The sequence below is a fragment of the Luteococcus sediminum genome (genome assembly GCF_054783495.1).
Genome location: NZ_BAAGQL010000001.1, coordinates 122,798 through 143,866, shown reverse-complemented (window position 1 = coordinate 143,866; position 21,069 = coordinate 122,798). Strand labels below are relative to the sequence as shown.

Sequence of the window (21,069 nt, the reverse complement as noted above, 5' to 3'; positions counted from 1 at the left end):
GACATTCCTGCCGGGCCAGAGTCGTTCTACTCAGTCGGGTTCCGTGTCGTCGCGTGCAGCAGCACCGCCTCGGCGCACCCACTCGTCGATCTCGCTGGCTTGGAACTTCCAGAGGCGTCCGACCTTGTGAGCTGGCATGTCCTTCTCGGCGATCCAGGTGTAGACGGTGTCTTTGGTGACCCCGAGGTGAGCGGCGATGTCGTCCGCAGACAGCCAAGGCTCAGGCACTCAAGTCCTCCAGGGTGGGATCGACCGGGTATGAACGGGTTGATCCGATCCTACTCGGGGTAGCTCCGGTCTACACGGAAAGACCCGACACAGTGTGGCGTGGACATGCCCGTGGCTGGCAGAAGTCCAGGACTGCGCCACCCGCAGCCCGCCGTACTACTTTGTATGGGATAGCGGATGTGCATCCCAAGGAGGTCTGCGATGGAGAAGGGGCGGGGTCCACGGCGTCCGGCGTATGACTCGAAGCAGAAGCTCGTCGCTGCTGGCTGAGCGCGGGTTCGAGGCGACGAGTCCGCAGATGATCCAGCAGCGCTCCGGGGTCGGACACGGGAGCATGTACCACCACTACCGGGGCAAGGAAGACCTGGCGCTGGATGCGATCAGTCACATGCGCGGCCACGCGGTCGCGTTCCTCGACGGCAACATCACGCCTGTGAGCGCTGAGCCGGAGCAGGTTCGGGCGTGCATTGTGGCCGCGCTGGATCGGCTGTTCGCTCGTAAGGAAGGACAGGCGTTGGTCAGACTGCTGGCCGACCCCGTCGCCGGAGCGACCGAGTCGCTCGCAACCGCCACATAAGGCTGGTGCGACGACATCCGTACCGCGATATCACCAAGCTCCGCGCCGATCAGCCCGGCGACGATCCAGAGGCTGCTGACGCAGCTGCGCAGCTGCTCGCGCCAGAGTTCGATGCTCTGGCCGAGGGGTTGTTCACGGCAGCGGTGGGGCGGGGCTTACTGCAGCTGCCGAAGCCCGCCCTGCCGTAGCGACCCAGAGGCAGGTAGGCTGGCGTCACCACAATTCCATACGTACTAGCACGGTCCTCGATGTGCAAGACGCGTGGCAGCTGAAGCAGAGGTCCCGTGGAGGGCAGTAATTCGACACGTCGCCTGCGTTCTGGGAGGTGCTGCGCACCTACTTGGCATGGGGACGAGAGATCAGTGTTTACGGCTTCAGGTGATGAGGCGAGATGCGCCTGATGTGAGCAAGCTGGTTGACTGAGTGTTGGGGATCGCTGAGGCCCGACATCGTGCCTATCTCAATGGCGAACCTGACCCGTTCGGATGCCCGCTGCCGACTGAGCTTGATCCCCGCACCCGCAGCGAAAGTGCTGGCGGGGAATCTCACGGACCGTCGTCTACGACATAGAAGCTCGGCAAGGAGGCCCACCATGACCACTCGTCCCGCGTCAAGTAGTTGGCAGGATTTCGGGCTCGGGAAAGTTGGGGATGGTCGGGTCGGCCAGACCGCGGTGGACCTCTGACGGTCGGTTCCAGGCCAGGGCCTCGTGGGGTCGGACGGTGTTGAACTCGGCCCGGTAGGCATCGGCCTCACGGACCAGGTCGAGCGCATCGTCGATCTGCTCGCGGTAGAGCCGCTCGTACTTCAGGCTCTGGAAGGCGCGTTCGCGGACGCCGTTCTGGCCGGGTGTGCGGACACGGGTCCGGACATGACGCAGCTCCGGGTGCGCGGTGATGAAGTGCTCGAAGCGGAACGACCGGAATGGGCCGCCGTTGTCGGTGACCAGCGTGATCGGGACGATCTCACCTGTGTCGGGGTCGGTCAGGTGGTCGATGAGCGTGATGCCGTCGAGCATGGCTTCTGCCTCCGCTAGGGCGAGTTGGACCCCGGCGATGGCGTCGTGCTGGTTCGCGGTGGGTGACCAGTGCCAGCCGAACTCGTACTTCGAGTAGTAGTCCGCAACACCGGCGACTCGCCAGGTCCCGCCGCCGGTGGTCTCGTACTCACTGAAGTCGAACTGCCAGACCTGGTTCGGCCTCGTGGGTGGCGCGGCGAAGGCGGCCTTGCGTTGCTTGGCGAGTTCGCGGCGCTGTTTCTGGTAGTCAGAACGGAGCAGGAGGTCTTCGTCGGCCATGATCCGCAACACCGTCGACGGCGAGACGAGGTGGCCGTCGTGACGGACCATGGCCCAGATCTTGCGGTGTCCCCAGGCGGAATGCTTGCTGGCCATCGCGACCACAGCTTCCCGGTGCTGGTCACGTGATGGGGCCGGCCAGGGACCTTTGACCGGTTGTCCGGCGCGGGCCCTGGCTTGCCAGCGTCGCCACGTTCGTTCGGGAATGTCGAGCAGTTCGCAGAACCTCGCGGTCGACATTCCCTCGTCGATTTGGATTACTTCGAGGTCTTCGAAGGGCCCAGGCGGCCCTCCGCGCTCTTCTTCCAGACACGCAGTTCGACTGCTGCTTCGCCGAGCGCGAGGGTGAGGTCTTCGACCTGGGCCTCGAGTTGGGCTTCGCGGGTTGACGGGCCGGACTTTCCGGCCGCCAGTGCGGTCTTGCCTGCTTCGAGGAACTCGGCCTTCCATCGACCGATCGACTGCTCGGAGACCTTCTCCTTGCGCGCTGCTTCGGCCACCGACACCTCGCCGGACAGCACGCTCAACACGATCCGGGTCTTGGTCTCCGGGCTGAACACCGGTGGTCGTCCCATGATCGGGTCCTCCTGGTCTCTAGACGCCGATCATGCCCTCATAACCGGCCTGCCAGAAAGCTTGACGCGGGACCAGACCACCGCCAGCGTCCTCGCCCACACCAGCATCGACGCCCCGGCGCACGTCACCGCAGAAACAAAACTGCCCCGCCATCAGGCGGGGCAAGTTTCGATTTTCTCATCTTACGTGGAGCTAAGGGGATTCGAACCCCTGGCCTCTTCCATGCCATGGAAGCGCGCTACCAACTGCGCCATAGCCCCAAAGGTCTTGCTCTTGGGTGCTGCCGGTCGTGCTTCGAGTACCGAGGTACTCAGTGGAGCTAAGGGGATTCGAACCCCTGGCCTCTTCCATGCCATGGAAGCGCGCTACCAACTGCGCCATAGCCCCAGATGGGAGTCGATTTGGCACCTTCCGGTGCCTGACGACTGGTGAAACTTTACACTCCCACAACGGGTGGCGCAACTTGGGCCACCCGGTTGTAGGCCTCCAGCCGCCACGGGCGACCAGCGCCCCGCACCAGCACCGACCAGCCACAATTGGAGACCGGCCCGAGCTGCCAGCTGTGCGCGAAGTCCCATCCCAACAGGTAGCCCGTGGCCATCCGGATGGCCAGGCCGTGGGAGGCCACCAGCACGGTGCTGCCCTCATGGCGACCGGCAAGTTCCTCAAGGGCAGCGCGCATCCGCAGGCCGACCTCGTGCGAGGTCTCCCCTTCGCTCGAACGGCGAAAGTCGCGCCCCTCCCGCAGGGCCTCGGCGAAGGACGGGTCGCGCTCGGCCATCTCGGCGCCGGTCAGGCCACCCCAGCTGCCCACGTTGATCTCGCGCAGCCGCTCGTCCAGCCCCACCGGGAGCGCGAACAACTGCCCCACCGTCTCGGCGGTCTCACGTGCCCGCTGAAGGTCAGAGGAGTAGATCACCCCGGGCGCCAGCTGCGCCACCTGCGGCGCGGCGAGGGCAGCCTGCTCCCGGCCCGTCTGGTTCATGCCCACGTCGAGCTGGCCCTGGAAGCGACCCTCGACATTCCAGTCGGTCTGTCCGTGGCGCAGCAGCACGAGCCGGGTGACCGGCCCGGTGTCGTGCACGATGCTCGAGGTCACCCTGCTCAGTCCTGCTCAGTCCTGCTCGGGCTGGTCGAGGTCGAGGTCAATCCGGGGGCAGTCCTTCCACAACCGTTCCAGTGAGTAGAGCTCACGCTCCTCGGTGTGCTGCACGTGCACCACCACGTCGAGGTAGTCCAGGAGCACCCACCGGTTCTCCCGGTCGCCCTCGCGGCGGGTCGGCCTCACCTGCTGCTCCAGCAACTTCTCCTCGACACCGTCGACGATGGCGCCCACCTGGCGCTCATTGGGGGCACTGGCCACCAGGAAGATGTCGGTGATGGCCAGCTGCTCGCTCACGTCGAAGGCGACGATGTCACTGCCGAGCTTGTCCGCCGCCGCCTGGGCGGCGATCCTTGCGGTGCTGATGGCCTGGTCGGTTGCGCTCACGCGGGCTCCTCGTCCTTCTTCAGTCGTTCGATCTCACGAGCGGCGCGCTCGCCGAGCTCGTCGGGGGTGGCACCGGTGTCGATGGGCTCGGGCCGGGCCTGCGCCGCTGCGTAGAGACCACGCTTGACGATGTACTGCACGATGCCGTCGGGCACCAGGTACCAGATGGGAAGCCCCTCGCCGATACGCTTGCGGCAGTCGGTGGAGCTGATCGCCATCGCGGGGACCTCCAGCAGGGTGACCTTGTCATCGGGCAGGTGGGAGATGTCTTCCTCGCCCAGGGCCACGCCTGGACGGCTCACGCCGATGAAGTGCGCCAGCGTGAACAGCTCGTCGACACCACGCCAGGTGAGGATCTTGGCCAGGGCATCAGCGCCGGTGATGAAGAACAGGTCCACCTGGTCGCCGCGCAGCCGGCGAAGGTCGCGCAAGGTGTCAACCGTCACGGTGTCGCCAGGGCGGTCGATGTCCACCCGGGACACGCTGAACTGTGGATTGGAGGCGGTGGCGATCACCGTCATCAGGTACCGGTCCTCCGCCATGGAGACCTCCCGGCCCTTCTTCTGCCACGGCACGCCCGTGGGCACGAAGACCACCTCGTCGAGCCCGAAACGAGCAGCGACCTCGCTGGCGGCCACCAGGTGACCGTGATGGATCGGGTCGAAGGTGCCGCCCATCACCCCCAGCCGCCACCGTCGACCGGTGGGCGCATGGGCGATGCCGAAGGTCTCGTCAGCCACGCGGCTGATCAGCAGTGGGGGCGATTGCCGCCCACATTCAACAGGAAGGCGAGGGCCACCAGGAACATCACCATCGCGACCGCGCCAGCGATCCACGTGGGCAGGGAGCTTTCAAGCAGAACCATGGACATGGGCAGAAGCCTAGCGGACTCAGGCCCTCACATGCCCCTGTCCTCGCACGACGTACTTGGTGGAGGTCATCTCTGCCAGCGCCATCGGCCCGCGGGCGTGCAGCTTCTGGGTGGAGATGCCGATCTCGGCCCCGAATCCGAACTCGCCACCGTCGACGAAGCGGCTGGAGGCATTGACCAGGACGGCAGCCGCGTCGACCGTGGAGACGAACCGGTCTGCGGTGACAAGGTTGCCCGTGATGATCGTCTCGGAGTGCCCGGAGCTGTGCGTCCGGATGTGGTCGACGGCCTCGTCCACGTCGGCAACGGCGCGGGCCGCGAGGTCGAGCGAGAGGTATTCGGCGTCGTACTCCCCCGGCTCGGCGGGCACCACGGCCGGCTCCAGACAGGTGACGGACTCGTCGCCGTGCACGGTGACCCCGGCAGCGTTGAGGGCTTGGACCATGCGCGGGACGAAGGTCTCGGCCACCTCGCGGTGCACCAGCACCGTCTCGAGCGCATTGCACACGCTGGGGCGCTGGGTCTTGGCATTGAGCATGATCCGCAGGGCCATGTCCTGGTCGGCATCCACGTCGACGAACAGGTGGCAGTTGCCGGTGCCGGTCTCGATCACGGGCACCGTCGAACCGGTGACGACCGCCTCGATCAGGCCGGCCCCGCCGCGGGGGATGAGGACGTCGACCAGCCCGCGGGCGGTCATCATCTCACCGGTCACCTCACGGCCCCCCTCCACCAGGTTGACGGTGTTCGGGTCCAGGCCAACCTGCTCCAGCCCGTTGCGCAGGGCCGCCACGACCGCCCGGTTGGACTCCAGCGCCGAGGATGAGCCCCGCAGCAGGGCCGCATTGCCGCTCTTGAGGCAGATGCCGGCAGCATCCGCGGTGACATTGGGGCGCGCCTCATAGATGATGCCCACCACTCCGAGCGGCACCCGCACCTGGCTGATCTGCAGCCCGTCCGGGGTGGAGAAACCGCGCAGCGTCTCACCGATCGGGTCGGCCAGCGCCGCCAGGTCCTGCAGCCCACGCGCCATCGCCTCGAGTCGGGCAGGGTCCAGTGCCAGCCGGTCGAGCATCGACTGCGCCGTGCCAGCAGCCTTGGCACGTTCGAGGTCGGCGGCATTGGCGTCGAGCACCTCGTCCTGGGCGGCCAGCAGGGCCGCGGCCATCGCATGCAGCGCCTGGTCCTTGCGGGATCGGGTGAGGCCGGCCAGGACGTGCGCGGCCTCGCGTGCCGCGCGGGCCTGGTCGTGGAAGTCGCTGTGGCTCATGCGGGGATCCTAGTCGGGCTGGACAGGCACCTCTGGGCTTGGACAGTGTGGTGGACATGCGCCACGACACTGTCCCCGCACGCTTCCTCAGCGAAGCCCAGGTGGAGCACCTGCTGCCCGATCCGCTCATCGCAGTGGCGCTGGCCCGCCGGGCACTGCTCGCGCGCGCCGATGGTACGGCCCAGGTGCCACCCAAGCCGACCATCCAGCTGGCCGGCGCCGGCTTCGCCAATGCCATGCCCGCCGCGATCCTCGAGGAGGGACTCGTGGGGGCCAAGTGGGTCTCCATCGTCCCCGACAACCCGGGCCGTGGCCTCGCCACCGCCCAGGGCCTGCTCTTCCTCGTCGACGCCGGGACCGGTGCGCTGCGCTGCATCATGCAGGCCGGTGCCCTGACCGCGCTGCGCACCGCTGCCGTCACCGGTGCCTGTCTGGACGCCCTCGCGCGTCGTGACGAGACCGTCTGCTTCCTCGGCACCGGCGAGCAGGCACGCTCACACCTGGCGGTCCTGGACGCGCTGGGGTTCACCGACGTGCTGGTCTGGGGGCGTCGCCCCGAGGCACTCGACGAACTCTCCGACTGGGCCGCCAAGACCTTGTCCACGCTGCGCCCCCGCATGGCCACGGACCGCGAAGATGCCGTGGCCGCCTCGTCGGTGCTGGTCACAGGACTGTCCATCGGACTGGAGGGGACCCGCCTCGACCCCGACCTGGTGAGACCGGAAGCACTCCTCCTGCCGCTGGACTACGCCAGCTGCATCGGGCCGGACCTGGCCCGCACGGCCCGGCTCGTCAGTGACGACGTGGAACAGTTCCGTGCACTCGCCCCCACGAAACTCTCGCCGGACTACCCACTGCCCTCGGACTTCACCGGCACGGCCCTGAGCCAGCCCCGCGGCACCGGCAGGTTGCTGGGCCAGAACCTGGGCAATGGCAGCAGCGACCTGGTGATCGCCGGCCACGTGGCATCAGCTGCCGAAGCCGCTGGTGTCGGCACACTACTGCCCTCCTGAGTCGCGCAGGACGGGTCGCAGTGCAACGGTCAGCGAGGACGGCGCAGCACCGCGAGCACGTCGCGGTGCACCACCTCCCGCTCGAACTGGGCTCCCAGGTGCTCGGCGAGCTCCTGGCTGTGGCGTCCGAGCATCTCAGGCAGCTCGTGGCTGCTGAAACCGACCAGGCCACGGGCCACCACCTTGCCCACCGGTGAAACCAGGTCGACCGGGTCGCCGGCCACGAAATCCCCTTCGACGGCCGTGACCCCTGCCGCGAGCAGGGAGGCCTTGCGCTGGGTGACGGCCGCCACCGCGCCCTCGTCGAGCAGCAGCCGGCCCCTGGCACTGGTGGCATGGGCCAGCCACAGCAGGCGGCGCGGCCGAGGCCGGCCGACGGCTGCGAAAACCGTTCCGACATCCTCCCCAGCCAATGCGGGCCTGGCCTGGTCGGCGCGCGCCAGCACAACGGGAATCCCCGCACCAGAGGCGATCCGGGCCGCCTGCAGTTTGGTGGTCATCCCACCACTGCCGATCGACGTGCCGGACTTGTGGGTGTCCACCTCCAGCAGGTCAACGTCGCTGACCTCGACGATGCGCTGCGATCCCGGATCGTCGGGGTGCGCGGTGTAGAGGCCGTCGACATCGCTGAGCAGCACCAGGGCGTCGGCGCGCACCTGCTGGGCCACCAGGGCAGCCAGACGGTCATTGTCACCGAAGGTGATCTCGTGGGTGGCCACGGTGTCGTTCTCGTTGACGATCGGCACCGCCTGGTGGCGCAGCAGGGTCTCCAGCGTGCGGCGGGCATTGCGGTAGGTGTTCATGCGGGTCAGGTCGTCGACGGTGAGCAGCACCTGCCCGACCCGCAGGCCGTGCTGGCCGAAGCGCTGGGTGTACTCGTGCATCAACAGCCCTTGGCCCACCGAGGCGGCGGCCTGTTGGGTGGCCAGGTCACGGGGGCGGTGCGTGAGACCGAGCGGGGCCAGGCCGGCGGCGATGGCGCCCGAGCTGATCAGGACGACCTGCGTGCCACGCGCCCGCACGTCCACCAGGGCATCGACCAGTCGCTGGATTCGGTCGGGGTCGATGCCACCCTCGGCGGTGGTCAGGGAGGACGAGCCCACCTTCACCACCACGCGCTGGGCCCCTCGCATGGCCTCGCGCATCAGTCCTCCTGCTGGTCCGCGTCGTCGGCCGTCGACTCCCCCGTGGCTGCATAGTCGGTCTCGAACCCGTTGTCGTCGGAGTCGAAGTCGCTGCCGTCGTAGAAGCCGTCAGTGGCGGCGTTGACGCTGCGCCAGGCATCACGGTGCAGGCCGCCACGACGCTCCTGGTACTCGGCATCCCGCTCACGCCGCCTGGCCGCGGCCGGACGCTCGTTCTCGAGGCGCTGGTCCTCCCCACGACGGCTGAGCAGTTCCGCGCCCGTCTCCACCTGCGGCGCGAAGTCGAAGACCACCGGGTCGTCGCCGGCACCAATGGCGACGCCGTCGCCGGGACGCGCACCGATCTCCAGCAGCTTGTCCTCGATCCCCAGACGGTTCAGACGGTCGGCCAGGTAGCCGACGGCCTCTCCATTGTTGAAGTCGGTCTGCTTGACCCAGCGCTCCGGCTTCTCGCCGCGCACACGCCAGACGAAGCCGCCCATGCCGTCGCCCATCTTCTTGATGGTGAAGGGCTCGGCCTGGGCGACGGCCTTGGGGCGGATCACGATCTTGCGGGGGGCGGGCTCGGGCAGCGTCGCGCGACGCTCGGCCACCAGCTGGGCCATCGCGAAGACCAGGCCGTTGAGTCCCTCGCCCGATTTGGTGGAGATGACGAAGGTCTTCCACCCGCGCGCCTCGACATCGGCCTTGACCATCTCGGCGATCTCGGCGGCGTCGGGGATGTCCACCTTGTTGAGCGCCACCAGACGGGGACGGTCCTCGAGACCGCCGTGGGCGGCCAGCTCACCCTCGATGACGTCGAGGTCGCTCAGCGGGTCACGGCCCGGCTCGAAGGTGGCACAGTCGACGACGTGCACGATTGCCTGGCACCGCTCGATGTGGCGCAGGAAGTCGAAGCCCAGGCCCTTGCCCATGCTGGCGCCCTCGATCAGGCCGGGGACGTCGGCGACGGTGTAGGTGATGTCGCCGGCGACGACCACGCCCAGGTTCGGGATGAGGGTGGTGAAGGGGTAGTCGGCGATCTTGGGCCGGGCGCGGCTGATCGCGGCAATCAGCGAGCTCTTGCCGGCGCTCGGGAAGCCCACCAGGCCGACGTCGGCGACCACCTTGAGCTCGAGCATGATCTTGCGCTCCTCGCCCTCCTCGCCCAGCAGGGCGAAGCCGGGCGCCTTGCGCGAGGAACTGGCCAGGGCTGCATTGCCCAGGCCGCCACGGCCACCGGCCGCGACGGTCGCCTCGATGTTGTCGCCAGTGAGGTCGGCGAGCACCTCGCCGGTCTCGGCATCGGTGACGATGGTGCCCTCGGGCACGCCGAGCACGATGTCCTCGCCGCAGGAACCGTTCTTGTGGTCACCCGAGCCGGGCTGGCCATTGCTGGCCTTGCGCACGCTCTGGCGATGGTACTCGACCAGGGTGGTCACCTGGGGGTCGACGCGCAGCACGACGCCGCCGCCGTCACCACCGTTGCCGCCGTCGGGGCCGCCCAGCGGCTTGAACTTCTCGCGATGGACGGATGCGCAGCCGTGTCCGCCCTTTCCGGCAATGACGGTGAGCGTCACGCGGTCGACGAAGGAGGGAATGGCCATGGTGGATCCTTCTTGCAGAGTTGGAGTGCTCTTGCCCCGATGGACAGGGCATGAGCCACCCAAGTGTACCTGTCGAGCCTGTGGGTCAGCGGTCAGCCGACGACGACCCGTCCGACGGCCACCTGGTAGTCGTCGTCCTCCACATGGGTGTTGAGCCCGACGGCCTTCACGTCGACGAACTCCGCGCGCTGTTGTGCACCCAGGCGCGGCAGGAGCAGCCGCTCGATCCCGTCCCGGTCGACGAAGAAGGTCAGCTGCGAATGGTCTGGCCTGGCGACGGCCGCACGGAAGTCCCCGTACTCCTCCAGCGTCACGTCGGGATCGGAGAGCTCATGCGCTCGATCGGTGTCGGCGGTGAGGATGGTGTCGTCCTTGTCGGCATGCACCGCGATGCCGTCCTTGTCCAGCTGGCCACCGGAGACCAGCCGCTGCAGCCCCTCGCGGTCTCCCGTGACGGTCAGTGACTCCCCCGCCCCGCCAGGCGCTTGCGCGTAGCGGGAGTCCTTGCCCAGCAGCAGGTCGAGGTCCTGCGGCAGGTCGAGGCCACGCTCGGTGGCTGCTCGCTGGAGGTCCCCGCGCACGCCCAGCCGCTCGAGTGACTCCCAGAGCCAGTCCGCCCGCTTGGCGCCGTCGCTGATTCCCACCGCGACGCTGGTGTCGGCGGGCAGGTCGGCCACCTTGGGGTGCGAGGTGCTGGTGGGCAGGTCCTGGCGCGAGCGCGCCACCACCTTGGCCTCGAGCGCACCGTCGGCGAAGCGCAGCGTCGCTGCCCCGCTGGACGCGTCCGTCCGCTGCAGCGCCTCAGCGGCCAAACCACCCCAGGCCCAGGCCGTGACCACACCACGCGGGCCGAGCCGTCTGGTGTCGGACTCGTAGGAGGCATTCGACGACAGGACGCCGCGGGTCGCCATGGACAGCGCCTCGCCCGCTCCCCCGGCTGTGTTGGATGCCACCAGGTAGCCGTCGGAGTAGAGGACCTGACCGCTGGACCAGCCGGCACAGGACAGCAGGGCAGGGAGCCCCCGTCGGGCAGCGGGCTCGTCCGTCGCCTGGACCGCAAGGACCCGGGTCTGGTCGTCCAGCTGGGCGAGTGCCACACGCTCCCCCAGCCACGGCTCCAGCTGGCGTGCGTAGTCCACGTCGCGGCAGCCGGCCTGCCGGACGATTGCTGTCGCCAGGTGCTGCTTCACGTCACCACCCGCCATCCCGGGCAGCCGCGAGGCGAGCCCGGGGACGTGACGGGCGAAGTCGGCCATCTGGATCTGCTGGGCCAACTCGGGCTCAAGGTCCACCTCGACAAAAGAGGCGACGCCCTCGGGCAACACGTCGGCCGCGCTCGGGGCGGGACGATCACGCAGGCCCAAGGGGTCGGCGACGGCCAGACCAACCCCTGCCACCGCGACGGTGGTGACGGTTGCTGCTGCCACTGCCCTGCTGCGACGCACCCTGCGCTCCTTCCCGGCGACGGCCTCGACGCCCCAAGGCTACGTGCTGGGCCAGGGGGTGCGGGCATGCTGCGAGGGACGGTCCCTGTGGGACCGCCCCTCGGCAGATGGATCAGTGCGGATTGCTCCGCGGGGAGCGTCAGCTCGCTGCAACCTCGGAGGGCAGGATGTTGACGACCTTGCGACCGCGGCGGGTGCCGAACTCCACGTTGCCACCGACGAGGGCGAACAGGGTGTCGTCGCCACCGCGACCGACACCATTGCCCGGGTGGAAGTGGGTGCCACGCTGGCGGACGATGATCTCGCCGGCGTTGACGAGCTCGCCACCGAAGCGCTTCACGCCGAGGCGCTGAGCGTTCGAGTCGCGACCATTCTTCGAGGACGATGCGCCCTTCTTGTGTGCCATGTCAGCCTCCTCAGCCCTGGATACCGGTGATCTTGACCTGGGTGTACTGCTGACGATGCCCCTGGCGCTTCTTGTAACCGGTCTTGTTCTTGTACTTCATGATGCGGATCTTGGGACCCTTGGTCTCGCCCAGCACCTCGGCCTTGACCGAAGCCTTGTCGAGGGCGGCCTTGTCAGAGGTGACGGACTCGCCGTCGACCAGAAGGATCGGAGCCAGCTCAACGCTGTCGCCAACCTTGGCCGAACCCTTGTCGATCTCGACAATGTCGCCAACGGCAACCTTGTGCTGGCGGCCGCCACTGCGCACGATCGCGTACACGCCTGACCTACTCTCTTCGATGTCATGGAGAAAAAATCCAGCCAACCTGGGATCGGCTGAAAGACTTGCGGTGGGTGCCTGGCGCGAACAGCTGTGGTGAACCACGCCGACAACCCGGACCGACCGCCAACTCTACCGGTGCGTCTGGCACAGGGTCAAACTGGCGGCCGGCCAGGTGGATCAGTGGCCTCGACGACCGCGACGTCCACCGTGGTTGCGTTCCCCGCCGTCGGCGGGCGACTGGCTCTCGACCGGATGGTCGTGGCGAACATAGCCCCGGCCGCCGCAGCCCTCGCACTCCTCGGTGAAGGCCTCGGCCAATCCGGTGCCGATCTTCTTGCGGGTCATCTGCACCAGGCCAAGGCTGGTGACCTCGGCCACCTGGTGGCGGGTCCGGTCACGGCCCAGGCACTCGACCAGGCGACGCAGCAACAGCTCGCGGTTGCTGGGCAGCACCATGTCGATGAAGTCGACCACGATGATGCCCCCGATGTCACGCAGCCGCAGCTGGCGCACGACCTCCTCGGCCGCCTCCAGGTTGTTGCTGGTGACGGTGGCCTCCAGGTTGCCGCCGCTGCCGGTGAACTTGCCGGTGTTGACGTCGATGACCGTCATGGCCTCCGTGCGGTCGATCACCAGCGAGCCGCCCGAGGGCAGGAAGACCTTGCGCTCCAGGGCCTTGGCGATCTGCTCGTCGATCTTGTACTTGGCGAAGGGATCGCCCTGGGCCTCGGTCTCCCACTTGGTGAGGCGCCCGGCCAGGTGCGGGGCGACGTGGGTCACGTAGCCGTTGATCGTCTCGTAGGCGTCCTCGGGCCCGCCATTGCCGGCCACGACCAGCTCGCTGAAGTCCTCGGTGAACAGGTCACGCACGATGCGCACCGTCAGGTCGGGCTCGGCGTAGAGCTGCTGCGGGGCGCTTCCCTGCTTGGCCTTCTTCTCGATGATCTCCCACTGTGCCTTGAGGCGGTTCACATCACGGAGGAGCTCCTCCTCGCTGGCACCTTCCGCAGCCGTGCGCACGATGACAGAGGAGTTGTCGTCCACGACGTCACCGAGGATCTCCTTGAGGCGGTGGCGCTCTGAGTCTGCGAGCTTGCGGCTGATGCCCGACAGGTGACCGCCGGGCGAGTAGACGACATAGCGGCCCGGCAGCGAGATGTGGCCGGTGAGTCGGGCACCCTTGGCGCCGACCGGGTCCTTGGAGACCTGCACCAGGATCGTCTGGCCGCTCTTGAGGACCTGCTCGACCTTCTTGTGCTCACCCGCGGCGCCGAACTGTGCCCAGTCGACCTCGCCGGCGTAGAGCACGGCATTGCGGCCGCGACCGATGTCGATGAAGGCGGCCTCCATGCTGGGCAGCACGTTCTGGACGCGGCCCAGGTAGACATTGCCGATGAGGCTGGTGGCCGAGGCACGGTCGACGTAGTGCTCCACCAGGATGTCGTCCTCGAGCACGGCCAGCTGGGTGTAGTCCTCGCCCTGGCGGATGACCATGCGACGGTTCACCGACTCGCGGCGTGCCAGGAACTCGGCCTCGGACAGGATCGGCACGCGGCGACGGCCAGCGGCGCGACCCTCACGACGACGCTGCTTCTTGGCCTCCATGCGGGTGGAACCGTCGATGCCGGTCACCTCGTCCGCGGCCTGGGCGGCAGTGCGAATCCGACGCGGCTCACGGACGCGCACGACGACATCACTGGGATCGTCATCGGTGCCACCAGCGTCCTCACCACGGCGACGGCGGCGACGGCGACGACGACGCGTGCCGTCACCCGACTGGTCGGAGTCATCCGAGTCATCGTGGTCATCGGAATCGTCCGAGCCCTGGTCGGAGCCGTTCTGGTCATCATCGTCGCTGGAGCTGCGGTGGCGGCCCGAACGGGAACGGCGACGGCGACGCGAGCCGCTGGAGGAGGACTGTCCGGAATCGTCCTGGCCGTCCTCGTCATCGGAGGACTCGTCCTCCGAATCGTCGCGATCCTCCTGGCCGTCGTCGGCCTGGTCATTGGTCTCGCTGTCCTGGTCGCTGGAGCGACGACGACGACGACCCCCACGGCGGCGGCGACGACGACGCGAGCCCACCTCCCCGGAGTCGTCGGACTCGTCAGAACCCTCAGAGTCGTCGGAGTCGTTCTCGTCGGAATCCTCGTCCTGGTCGTCCTGCTCGTGCTCGTCCTGCTCCGGGCCATGGTGGGCCTGGTCAGCGACAGCCTGCTCCTGCTCGTCGTCCTCGATGGCCTCGTCGAGGTCCTCGGGGTCGGCAGCCAAGGCTTCGGACTCGGGGGAATCCCCGCGAGCGATCGAGGCGGCGAGCGAGTCCAGCACCGCCTTGGCGTCGACCTCGCCGTCCTCACCGACGGGAGTGGTGGGCGTCATGAAGGGATTGGCCAGGGTCCCGGCCACCTTGCGGGCACGACGAGGACGCTTCGCGGCGGCCTCGGTGGCCGCGGCCAGGGCGGCATCGAGCTGGTCGGTGCCCTGCGCCTGCTGTTCCTGCTGGGAGGCGGGCTCCTGAGGTGCGGCGGGCAGCTCGGGAGCCTCGGCGACGGCCTCGCTCGGCTCGTCCTTGGTCCGACGGCTGCGGCTGCGGCGAGCGCGGGCGGGCTTCTCGGTCGGGGCGGGGGCCTCGGCGGGCTCGTCCTCGACCGGCTCCGACTCGGGCTGAGGCTCCTCGGCCGGTGCTTCCTCGTCCTGCACGGACTCGTCCGATCCGGGCTCATCCAGTGCGGACGCCTGAGGCGAAGACTGCTCCTCGAAGACCGGCGCGGTCGTGGCCTCCTCGGGAGCCACCTCGAAGGCGGGTCGGGTCTGGGGGACCTCGGCGGCGGGCTGCACGGGCGCGGCGGCACCGGCCTGGCGGGTCGCGCGGCGACGCTTAGGCTTCTCGGCCGGCTGGTCATTCTCGTCGGGGACGACGACCGAGGCATTGCCGGCAGCGCGGGTCTGCGGCACCTCCGCGACGACCTCGACCTGCTTGGGGGCGCCGGCAGCCCGGCTCGCCGAGCGACGACGCTTCGGCTTCTCGACTGCCTCGACGGGGGCCGACTCCTGGGGCTCCTGCGGCAGGGACTCCTGCGCCGCGTCCTGCCCCATCGTGGAGTCTTCTGGCACAAGGGATGAATCTTCGAGCATGTGCGCTCCTCGGCACCACTTGGGTGCGGTTGGTCAGTCGCGAACCTCAAGGGCGGCGACTGAAAAGCTGGCGGATGTCGGACCGGCCGGCCCAGCCCCGCGGTCGAGATGATCGTCGCGGTTGGCAGTGCTCACCAGTCCGAGTGAGCAGTCATCGTGACTGCTTACCTGCCTGCCAGTATGACACACCACGGCCCGGCACGGTCGGGATCGCGACCGTGCCGGGCCGTGTGGCGCGGGAGCGTTCAGTCCTGGGCGGGCTGCATGGCGTCGCGGAGCTGGCCGTCGACCAGCTCGCCCTGGGCCAGCCGGGTGAGCATGGCCGGGCGCGGCACCTCCAGGGAGGGCTCCAGCTCACGCAACGCACGCACCACGTCGTCGGGGCGCACCAGCGGGATGGTGTGGCGCATGAGCAGCGTCAGGGTGTGCGGCGCCGTGATGGCCATCTCGAGGATCGGTGCCCGCACGTCGAAGGTGCGCAGACCGCTCTTGGTCATGCGGCTCACCTCGTAGGAGTCGCGCTCCTGCAGGGTGGCGACGGCACGCTGCAGGGCCTCGGCGTCGATGTCGCCCTCCCCCACCGGGTCGAGCTCCACCTGCCAGCGCGAGGCGGTGAGCACGTCGGCCAGCGCGCGCCGGTCGGAGAGCACGACCTTGACGATCTCGAGGCCGGGCGGCATGGCCTCGGCGAGGGCCTTGCAGACCTGGTCGGGATCGCGCTCCTCCTTCAGGCCGATCTCCAGGTACTCGGCGAAGGTGGCCGCCGAGGTGGGCGAAGCGTTGGCATAGGAGAGCCGTGGGTGCGGGTTGAAGCCCGACGAGTAGGCCATCGGGATCTCGGCACGCCGCAGGGCACGCTCGAAGGCGCGACCGAAGTCGCGGGTGGAGGTGAACCGGGCCGGGCCGCGCTTGGCGTACTGGACGCGGAGCCACTGTGCCGGAGGTGCCTGCTGTTCTGGTTGCTGTCGAGCCACCCGGTGATCCTAGCCAACCCGGCCTCCTGGGCCTCATTCCCGAGGTGATCGGCCACTGCTGACATGGCCGCGCCAGCCCCACTGTGCACGCGGGAGTTCCACTGTGCACGCGGGAGTTCCACTGGGCACGTGCTGGACGGATTTTGTCAGGCTCGTGTTGGACAGTTTCAGTGCGAGGAGGGTGCGGGATGCCGGTGGTGACGCCCACGGGGCGACGTCAGTTCACCAATGACGAGAAGCGTGAGTTCTTGCGGTTGTACCACCAGGGCGAAGGGCTTCGAGGTGAGCGGGCAGCGTTGTTACGGCGCTGGGATCTGGCTGAGGCAACGGTGCGTCGTTGGCTGCAGGCCGAGCGGGAGGGCAGGCTAGGGCCCCAGGCCGAACTGTCGAGGTGGCGCATGGACAACAAGGACCGGGCCAGGCTGATGGCCCTGGAGCAGGAGAACCAAGAGCTGCGCAAGCGGGTCGAGACCGCCGAGGCGGTGATGACGATCATGGGAAAAGCGGCTTGATATGTAGGTGATCCTGACCCCGGTGGAACAGCGCGGCGACGCGGCGGTGACGATGGTGGTGTCGTCGAGCGGCTGGGGGCCGGTCATGGTTGGGTTCGTGCCGAAGCTGGTCTTCGTGGAGGGGCAGCCACCCAGATTGGGTGAGCAGTGGACCGACGAGTACCTGAAGTTCACCGCGGCCCGCCTACGACCGAATTCAGTGCTGGCGCAGGCCTTCGACTTGAAGGTCTTCTTCACCATCGTGGGCAAACCCCCGGCCGAGGTCGACACGGCGGATGTGTTGGCCTTCATCGAACAGCAGCGTGAACCTCGCCACGGCGGCAACGTGGTCCGGCTGGTCGACGGCGAGCCAGGCCTGGCGGCTTCGACCATCAAGCGCCGGCTGGCGACGGTCACGTCGTTGTTCGACTATCTGGTCACCCGCGGTGTCTGTGAACGTCAGCCGGTTCCACGGTCGATGACGCCCCGGTCACGGTCGTTGCGGGGCTCTCCTCTGGTCCGGGCTCCGAAACGGCTGCCGCAGGTGCTGTCCCCGGGGGAGGCGGTCGCGTTGATGGGCGCATTGCGCACCGAGCGAGACCGGGCGATGGTCACGCTGATGCTGCATGCCGGGCTGCGACGCTGTGAGGTCCTGGGCCTGCGTCTGACAGACATCCAGCTGGGCGACGGCAGGGTGTTCGTCCACCAGGGCAAGGGCGGCCACGAGCGCATCGTCCCTGTCGTCGATGCGTTCTTCACGCACCTGGCCGCCTACTTGACCACCGAACGGCCACCGGGGTGTGACACCGGGCTGGTGTTCGTGGTGTTGAAGGGGCCCCGCCGCGGCATGCCGCTGAGCGCGGCAGGGCTGGATGAAGTCCTTGCTGGGGCCCGTCAACGGGCGGGGTTGCGCCACGCGACCTGCCATGAGCTGCGTCACACATGCTTCACCCGGCTGCGGGAGGCGGGCATGGCCTTGGAGGCGATCCAGGCCCAGGCCGGCCACGCCAACCTGGAGACCACCCGCATCTACCTGCACTTGTCCAACGACTGGCTCGCTGACCAGTACCGCGACGCCATGCACGTCCTGGCCGACATCTACCCACCCATCATCGAAGGGCCACGCCCATGACTGCTGTTGCCCCTGTCAGCACCAGTGCGGCTCTCGATGAGGTGACGGCCTCCTATGTTGCGGCTGCTTCCAGTTCAGCATCGGCGAAGGGCCGGCGCTTGGCGGCACAGCGCTTCGGACGGCTGTTCGGTGATCTCGACGGATGGAACCACGCCGACGTCGAGCAACGCCGCCAGGTCCGCACCGAGGTGATGTCATTCGCAGCGCACGCTGCCATCGCCACCAGCCTGCCGGTCACCCCGGAGTTCGTCTCCCAGTCATGCTGTCACTGGGGCATCTACATCGCTGACGCCTACCCCGAGCAGCGCGACAGATTCGCCACCCAAGCGCTCGAGCTGGGCTTCACCACGGCACAGAGCCGACGTATGTGGTCCCACCTGGCGCGCATCTGCGTGATCGTCGGAACCAGCCCTGATGCCCTGACCTCGCAGGACTACCAGCAGGCGCGCAGCAGCTATGTCGAAGCCGTGATGGCCTCCCGAGCGAGCGCGCCGCCCCGATGGTTGTCGACGCCACTGTTCGGCCTCGACGCGGTGATGTTCCACCGCGGTCAAGCACCCAAACCAGCCACCCGCCGGCCATGGGCGGCACGCAGCGCCGCCGAGGTCGACTGGGAACAGATCACCACCCATGTTCCCGTGATGGCGGCCACGATGCGCCGCTACCTGCAGCAATGCCACGCCTCGCTGCGGCCCTCATCAGTGACGCTGTTCGAGACCACACTGCGGCAGTTCGCCGGATACCTCATCGCCCACCACCCCGATGCCGCTCGCATCGCCGACCTGCACCGCTGCCACATCGAGGGCTACCGCGACTGGCTCGAACAACGACCCGGCTACCGCGGCCAGCCCGGGTTGTCGAAGACCACACTGGGCATGCGGATGGGTCACCTGCACACCTTCTTCACCCGCATCACCGAATGGGACTATCCCGATGTCCCCACCCGCGCCCTGGTCTTCCGGGAAGACCGTCCACGCTTGGACAAGCCCCTGCCGAAGTTCCTCGACGATGCCCGTGCTGCCGCGTTCATGGCCGCCGCCGCCCAGCTACCCGACGAGCTCGACCGGTTGATGATCCAGATCCTGGCCCGCACCGGCATGCGCCGCGGCGAACTGCTCGGGCTACGCATCAACGCCGTCGTCCAGATCGGCACCGGCTACTGGCTGCGCACCCCGGTTGGGAAACTCCACACCGACCGCTACATCCCCCTCGACCCGGCCCTCAGGACCCTCATCGACGCCTGGATCGCCCACCGCCCGTCATGGCAGGCCAGCGACCTGCTCCTGCTCGAACGCGGACGGCCCATTCCACCGACCCGCGTCGACAAGGCCGTCCAGAAAGCTGCCACCGCCGCCGGTATCGGCCACGTCCACCCCCACCAGCTGCGACACACCCTGGCCACCCAAGCCATCAACCGAGGCATGAGCCTCGAAGCGATCGCCGCGCTGCTCGGCCACGCCGACTTGTCGATGACGATGGTCTACGCCCGCATCGGTGACCGCACCGTCGCCGACCAGTACTTCCAGGTCACCAACAAGATCGAAGCCCTCTACCAAGCCACCGAGCCCGCCATCCCCGTCCTGCCCGCCGAGGCCGCCGGTCCAGCCATGACCGCCCTGCACGCCGAAGTCGACAAACGCCTGCTGGGCAACGGCTACTGCCGCCGACCCGTCGAGCTCGACTGCCGCTACGAAACGATCTGCGAAACCTGCCCCATGTTCTTCACCACCCACCACCACCGGCCCACCCTCATCGCCCAACGAAACGACGCCTGCGCCAAAGGACAAACCCGCCGCGCCGAGATCTACACCAGCCTCCTCGAAGACCTCGATCACGCCACCGCTTGACACCGATCACCCACATAAGCACGAGCTGTTGCAGGACGCGCTGAACAGCCCAGCCCCGCAGCAGGACGTCCCGACCGCCTTGATGAGCCTGGAGGAGTACCAGGCCTGGCTGAAGCAGTACAAGCTTTCCTGATCGCCGCGGTCGAGGCCCTCCATGCGGGCGGCTGGCCGATCGCCACGGCCTGCCGGATCGTCGGGTTGCCGCGTTCCACGTTCTACGACCGTCAGCATCGTGGCCCGGCCGACCCGTCACGTCGGTGTCGCAAACACAGCCTGCAACCGGCGGCGTTGACACCGGCTGAACGTGAGGCCGTCATCGAGGCCCTCACTCGACAGGGACGAGAGGGTCTGTCGGTCCAGCAGGTCTACTGGGAGGCGCTCGATGGGGGCGAGGTCGTGATGTCGCAGGCCAGTTTCTACCGCATCGCACGAGCTCACTCGATGGTCGGGGATCGTCGCCGGGGCCGCCACGGCCAGCAACAAGTCCGGGGTTCGGGGCGGGCCAAACCAGTCGTCGAGGCCGGCGGGGTGAACCAGTTGTGGTCGTGGGACATCTCCGAGCTGCCTGGCCGGGGTCGGGCCCGGTTCCAGTTGTTCCTCGTGCTCGACGTGTTCTCCCGTTATCCGGTGGCCTGGCGGGTCGAGCCCACCGCTGATCGGGGGCATGCCGTGGCCATGTTCCGTGAGGCGTTCGCCACCCACGGCCTACCGGTCACGCTGCACTCCGACAACGGCAGCCAGATGCGCAGCCACGACATGGCCAAGCTGCTCGAGGGGGTCGTGACCCAGTCCTTCTCCCGTCCTCACGTCAGTGACGACAACCCATTCAGCGAGGCACTGTTCAAAACGATCAAGTACGACCTGACCATGCCCGAGTTCTTCACCGACCTGGACCATGCCCGGTCCTGGATGGCGACCTATCTCGACCGCTACGCCCGCACCCACCACCACGCCGGGATCGGCTACTACACCCCCGAACAGGTCTTCACCGGCACCGCCGAACACGTCCACGCCCGCCGTCAAGCCCAACTCGATGCTCATTACGCCCAACACCCCGAGCGCTACCACCAACCACCCCGAGCCCCCGAACTACCAAGCCCCACCGGCATCAACCTGTCCAAAGCAGCTTGAAAACTTCCGTGGATCGCGTGCCCAGTGGCTTCTGGACGTGCACAGTGGTTCGTCGCCGGGCTGATCAGAAGCTGAGGGAGCTCCTACGGCAACTCTTGGGCATCGTCTGCGACGATCCGGGTGCCCCGCACCGTGGT

The 21,069-nt window shown here is 68.1% G+C and carries 21 protein-coding genes and 2 tRNA genes; 6 read left to right on the top strand and 17 right to left on the bottom strand.

Annotated elements, in window-relative coordinates; all coding sequences use genetic code 11:
* Positions 1-30: 30 nt before the first annotated feature.
* Positions 31-228 (bottom strand): helix-turn-helix domain-containing protein, encoded by a 198-nt coding sequence (locus ACYVKA_RS00660; RefSeq protein ID WP_377784412.1) that lies wholly within the window; start codon positions 226-228, stop codon positions 31-33.
* A gap of 235 nt (positions 229-463) precedes the next feature.
* On the opposite strand from ACYVKA_RS00660, the gene ACYVKA_RS00655 reads away from it, so the two are divergent.
* The gene (locus ACYVKA_RS00655) at positions 464-805 is read left to right on the top strand and encodes a TetR/AcrR family transcriptional regulator (RefSeq protein WP_460702133.1); all 342 of its coding nucleotides are present in this window, start codon (positions 464-466) and stop codon (positions 803-805) included.
* 610 nt (positions 806-1,415) lie between these two features.
* On the opposite strand, the gene ACYVKA_RS00650 is transcribed toward ACYVKA_RS00655, so the two are convergent.
* From ACYVKA_RS00650 to ACYVKA_RS00610, 9 genes are all read right to left on the bottom strand, one after another.
* Positions 1,416-2,342, bottom strand: a complete 927-nt coding sequence (locus tag ACYVKA_RS00650; protein WP_460702131.1) for a transposase — start codon at positions 2,340-2,342, stop codon at positions 1,416-1,418.
* Positions 2,343-2,359: 17 nt separating this feature from the next.
* Positions 2,360-2,677, bottom strand: a complete 318-nt coding sequence (locus ACYVKA_RS00645; RefSeq protein WP_460702129.1) for a transposase — start codon at positions 2,675-2,677, stop codon at positions 2,360-2,362.
* Between the two features lie 188 nt (positions 2,678-2,865).
* A tRNA-Ala gene (locus ACYVKA_RS00640) sits at positions 2,866-2,938 on the bottom strand.
* A gap of 54 nt (positions 2,939-2,992) precedes the next feature.
* A tRNA-Ala gene (locus ACYVKA_RS00635) sits at positions 2,993-3,065 on the bottom strand.
* Positions 3,066-3,114: 49 nt separating this feature from the next.
* Positions 3,115-3,777 (bottom strand): histidine phosphatase family protein, encoded by a 663-nt coding sequence (locus tag ACYVKA_RS00630; RefSeq protein WP_460702127.1) that lies wholly within the window; start codon positions 3,775-3,777, stop codon positions 3,115-3,117.
* Between the two features lie 15 nt (positions 3,778-3,792).
* Positions 3,793-4,167, bottom strand: a complete 375-nt coding sequence (rsfS, locus tag ACYVKA_RS00625) for a ribosome silencing factor (RefSeq protein WP_394275572.1) — start codon at positions 4,165-4,167, stop codon at positions 3,793-3,795.
* Positions 4,164-4,907, bottom strand: a complete 744-nt coding sequence (gene nadD, locus ACYVKA_RS00620; RefSeq protein ID WP_460702125.1) for a nicotinate-nucleotide adenylyltransferase — start codon at positions 4,905-4,907, stop codon at positions 4,164-4,166. The genes rsfS and nadD overlap by 4 nt, the downstream gene beginning before the upstream one ends.
* 8 nt (positions 4,908-4,915) lie before the next feature.
* Positions 4,916-5,038, bottom strand: coding sequence for a hypothetical protein (locus ACYVKA_RS00615; protein ID WP_394275574.1), 123 nt, complete (start codon positions 5,036-5,038; stop codon positions 4,916-4,918).
* A gap of 19 nt (positions 5,039-5,057) precedes the next feature.
* Complete coding sequence (locus ACYVKA_RS00610; RefSeq protein WP_460702123.1) at positions 5,058-6,308, bottom strand: glutamate-5-semialdehyde dehydrogenase; 1,251 nt, start codon at positions 6,306-6,308, stop codon at positions 5,058-5,060.
* A gap of 56 nt (positions 6,309-6,364) precedes the next feature.
* On the opposite strand from ACYVKA_RS00610, the gene ACYVKA_RS00605 reads away from it, so the two are divergent.
* The gene (locus tag ACYVKA_RS00605; protein WP_460702121.1) at positions 6,365-7,321 is read left to right on the top strand and encodes a hypothetical protein; all 957 of its coding nucleotides are present in this window, start codon (positions 6,365-6,367) and stop codon (positions 7,319-7,321) included.
* 29 nt (positions 7,322-7,350) lie between these two features.
* Here the strand turns inward: ACYVKA_RS00605 and proB are convergent, their stop codons facing one another.
* From proB to ACYVKA_RS00570, 7 genes are all read right to left on the bottom strand, one after another.
* Complete coding sequence (proB, locus tag ACYVKA_RS00600) at positions 7,351-8,466, bottom strand: glutamate 5-kinase (RefSeq protein ID WP_460702119.1); 1,116 nt, start codon at positions 8,464-8,466, stop codon at positions 7,351-7,353.
* On the bottom strand, positions 8,466-10,052 hold the full coding sequence (gene obgE, locus ACYVKA_RS00595; RefSeq protein ID WP_460702117.1) for a GTPase ObgE: 1,587 nt from the start codon (positions 10,050-10,052) through the stop codon (positions 8,466-8,468). Before obgE ends, proB begins: the two co-directional genes overlap by 1 nt.
* Positions 10,053-10,144: 92 nt before the next feature.
* Positions 10,145-11,497 carry a hypothetical protein gene (locus tag ACYVKA_RS00590; RefSeq protein WP_460702115.1) on the bottom strand — a complete coding sequence of 451 codons (1,353 nt, stop codon included), beginning with the start codon at positions 11,495-11,497 and terminating at the stop codon, positions 10,145-10,147.
* Positions 11,498-11,636: 139 nt separating this feature from the next.
* Entirely contained in the window at positions 11,637-11,903 is a 267-nt protein-coding gene (rpmA, locus tag ACYVKA_RS00585) for a 50S ribosomal protein L27 (protein WP_394275580.1), read from the bottom strand.
* Positions 11,904-11,913: 10 nt separating this feature from the next.
* Entirely contained in the window at positions 11,914-12,222 is a 309-nt protein-coding gene (gene rplU / locus ACYVKA_RS00580) for a 50S ribosomal protein L21 (protein WP_460702113.1), read from the bottom strand.
* Between the two features lie 180 nt (positions 12,223-12,402).
* Positions 12,403-15,357, bottom strand: a complete 2,955-nt coding sequence (locus ACYVKA_RS00575; protein WP_460702112.1) for an Rne/Rng family ribonuclease — start codon at positions 15,355-15,357, stop codon at positions 12,403-12,405.
* Positions 15,358-15,602: 245 nt separating this feature from the next.
* On the bottom strand, positions 15,603-16,331 hold the full coding sequence (locus ACYVKA_RS00570; protein ID WP_460702110.1) for a TIGR03936 family radical SAM-associated protein: 729 nt from the start codon (positions 16,329-16,331) through the stop codon (positions 15,603-15,605).
* A gap of 188 nt (positions 16,332-16,519) precedes the next feature.
* Between ACYVKA_RS00570 and ACYVKA_RS00565 the strand changes: the two genes are divergently transcribed.
* From ACYVKA_RS00565 to ACYVKA_RS00550, 4 genes are all read left to right on the top strand, one after another.
* Positions 16,520-16,843: a transposase gene (locus tag ACYVKA_RS00565; protein ID WP_460702108.1), complete on the top strand. Its 324-nt coding sequence runs from the start codon at positions 16,520-16,522 to the stop codon at positions 16,841-16,843.
* 7 nt (positions 16,844-16,850) lie between these two features.
* Complete coding sequence (locus ACYVKA_RS00560; RefSeq protein ID WP_460702106.1) at positions 16,851-17,954, top strand: tyrosine-type recombinase/integrase; 1,104 nt, start codon at positions 16,851-16,853, stop codon at positions 17,952-17,954.
* On the top strand, positions 17,951-19,801 hold the full coding sequence (locus ACYVKA_RS00555; RefSeq protein ID WP_460702104.1) for a tyrosine-type recombinase/integrase: 1,851 nt from the start codon (positions 17,951-17,953) through the stop codon (positions 19,799-19,801). Before ACYVKA_RS00560 ends, ACYVKA_RS00555 begins: the two co-directional genes overlap by 4 nt.
* 105 nt (positions 19,802-19,906) lie before the next feature.
* Positions 19,907-20,932: an IS3 family transposase gene (locus ACYVKA_RS00550; RefSeq protein ID WP_460702318.1), complete on the top strand. Its 1,026-nt coding sequence runs from the start codon at positions 19,907-19,909 to the stop codon at positions 20,930-20,932.
* Positions 20,933-21,069 lie beyond the last annotated feature (137 nt).

What these genes read in the sequence shown, in the direction of transcription:
- ACYVKA_RS00655 (WP_460702133.1), top strand. Translation starts at nt 464, where the DNA reads ATGACTCGAAGCAGAAGCTCGTCGCTGCTGGCTGAGCGCGGGTTCGAG.
- ACYVKA_RS00650 (WP_460702131.1), bottom strand. Translation starts at nt 2,342, where the DNA reads ATGTCGACCGCGAGGTTCTGCGAACTGCTCGACATTCCCGAACGAACG.
- ACYVKA_RS00645 (WP_460702129.1), bottom strand. Translation starts at nt 2,677, where the DNA reads ATGGGACGACCACCGGTGTTCAGCCCGGAGACCAAGACCCGGATCGTG.
- ACYVKA_RS00615 (WP_394275574.1), bottom strand. Translation starts at nt 5,038, where the DNA reads ATGTCCATGGTTCTGCTTGAAAGCTCCCTGCCCACGTGGATCGCTGGC.
- ACYVKA_RS00610 (WP_460702123.1), bottom strand. Translation starts at nt 6,308, where the DNA reads ATGAGCCACAGCGACTTCCACGACCAGGCCCGCGCGGCACGCGAGGCC.
- ACYVKA_RS00605 (WP_460702121.1), top strand. Translation starts at nt 6,365, where the DNA reads ATGCGCCACGACACTGTCCCCGCACGCTTCCTCAGCGAAGCCCAGGTG.
- proB (WP_460702119.1), bottom strand. Translation starts at nt 8,466, where the DNA reads ATGCGCGAGGCCATGCGAGGGGCCCAGCGCGTGGTGGTGAAGGTGGGC.
- obgE (WP_460702117.1), bottom strand. Translation starts at nt 10,052, where the DNA reads ATGGCCATTCCCTCCTTCGTCGACCGCGTGACGCTCACCGTCATTGCC.
- rpmA (WP_394275580.1), bottom strand. Translation starts at nt 11,903, where the DNA reads ATGGCACACAAGAAGGGCGCATCGTCCTCGAAGAATGGTCGCGACTCG.
- ACYVKA_RS00575 (WP_460702112.1), bottom strand. Translation starts at nt 15,357, where the DNA reads ATGCTCGAAGATTCATCCCTTGTGCCAGAAGACTCCACGATGGGGCAG.
- ACYVKA_RS00565 (WP_460702108.1), top strand. Translation starts at nt 16,520, where the DNA reads ATGCCGGTGGTGACGCCCACGGGGCGACGTCAGTTCACCAATGACGAG.
- ACYVKA_RS00555 (WP_460702104.1), top strand. Translation starts at nt 17,951, where the DNA reads ATGACTGCTGTTGCCCCTGTCAGCACCAGTGCGGCTCTCGATGAGGTG.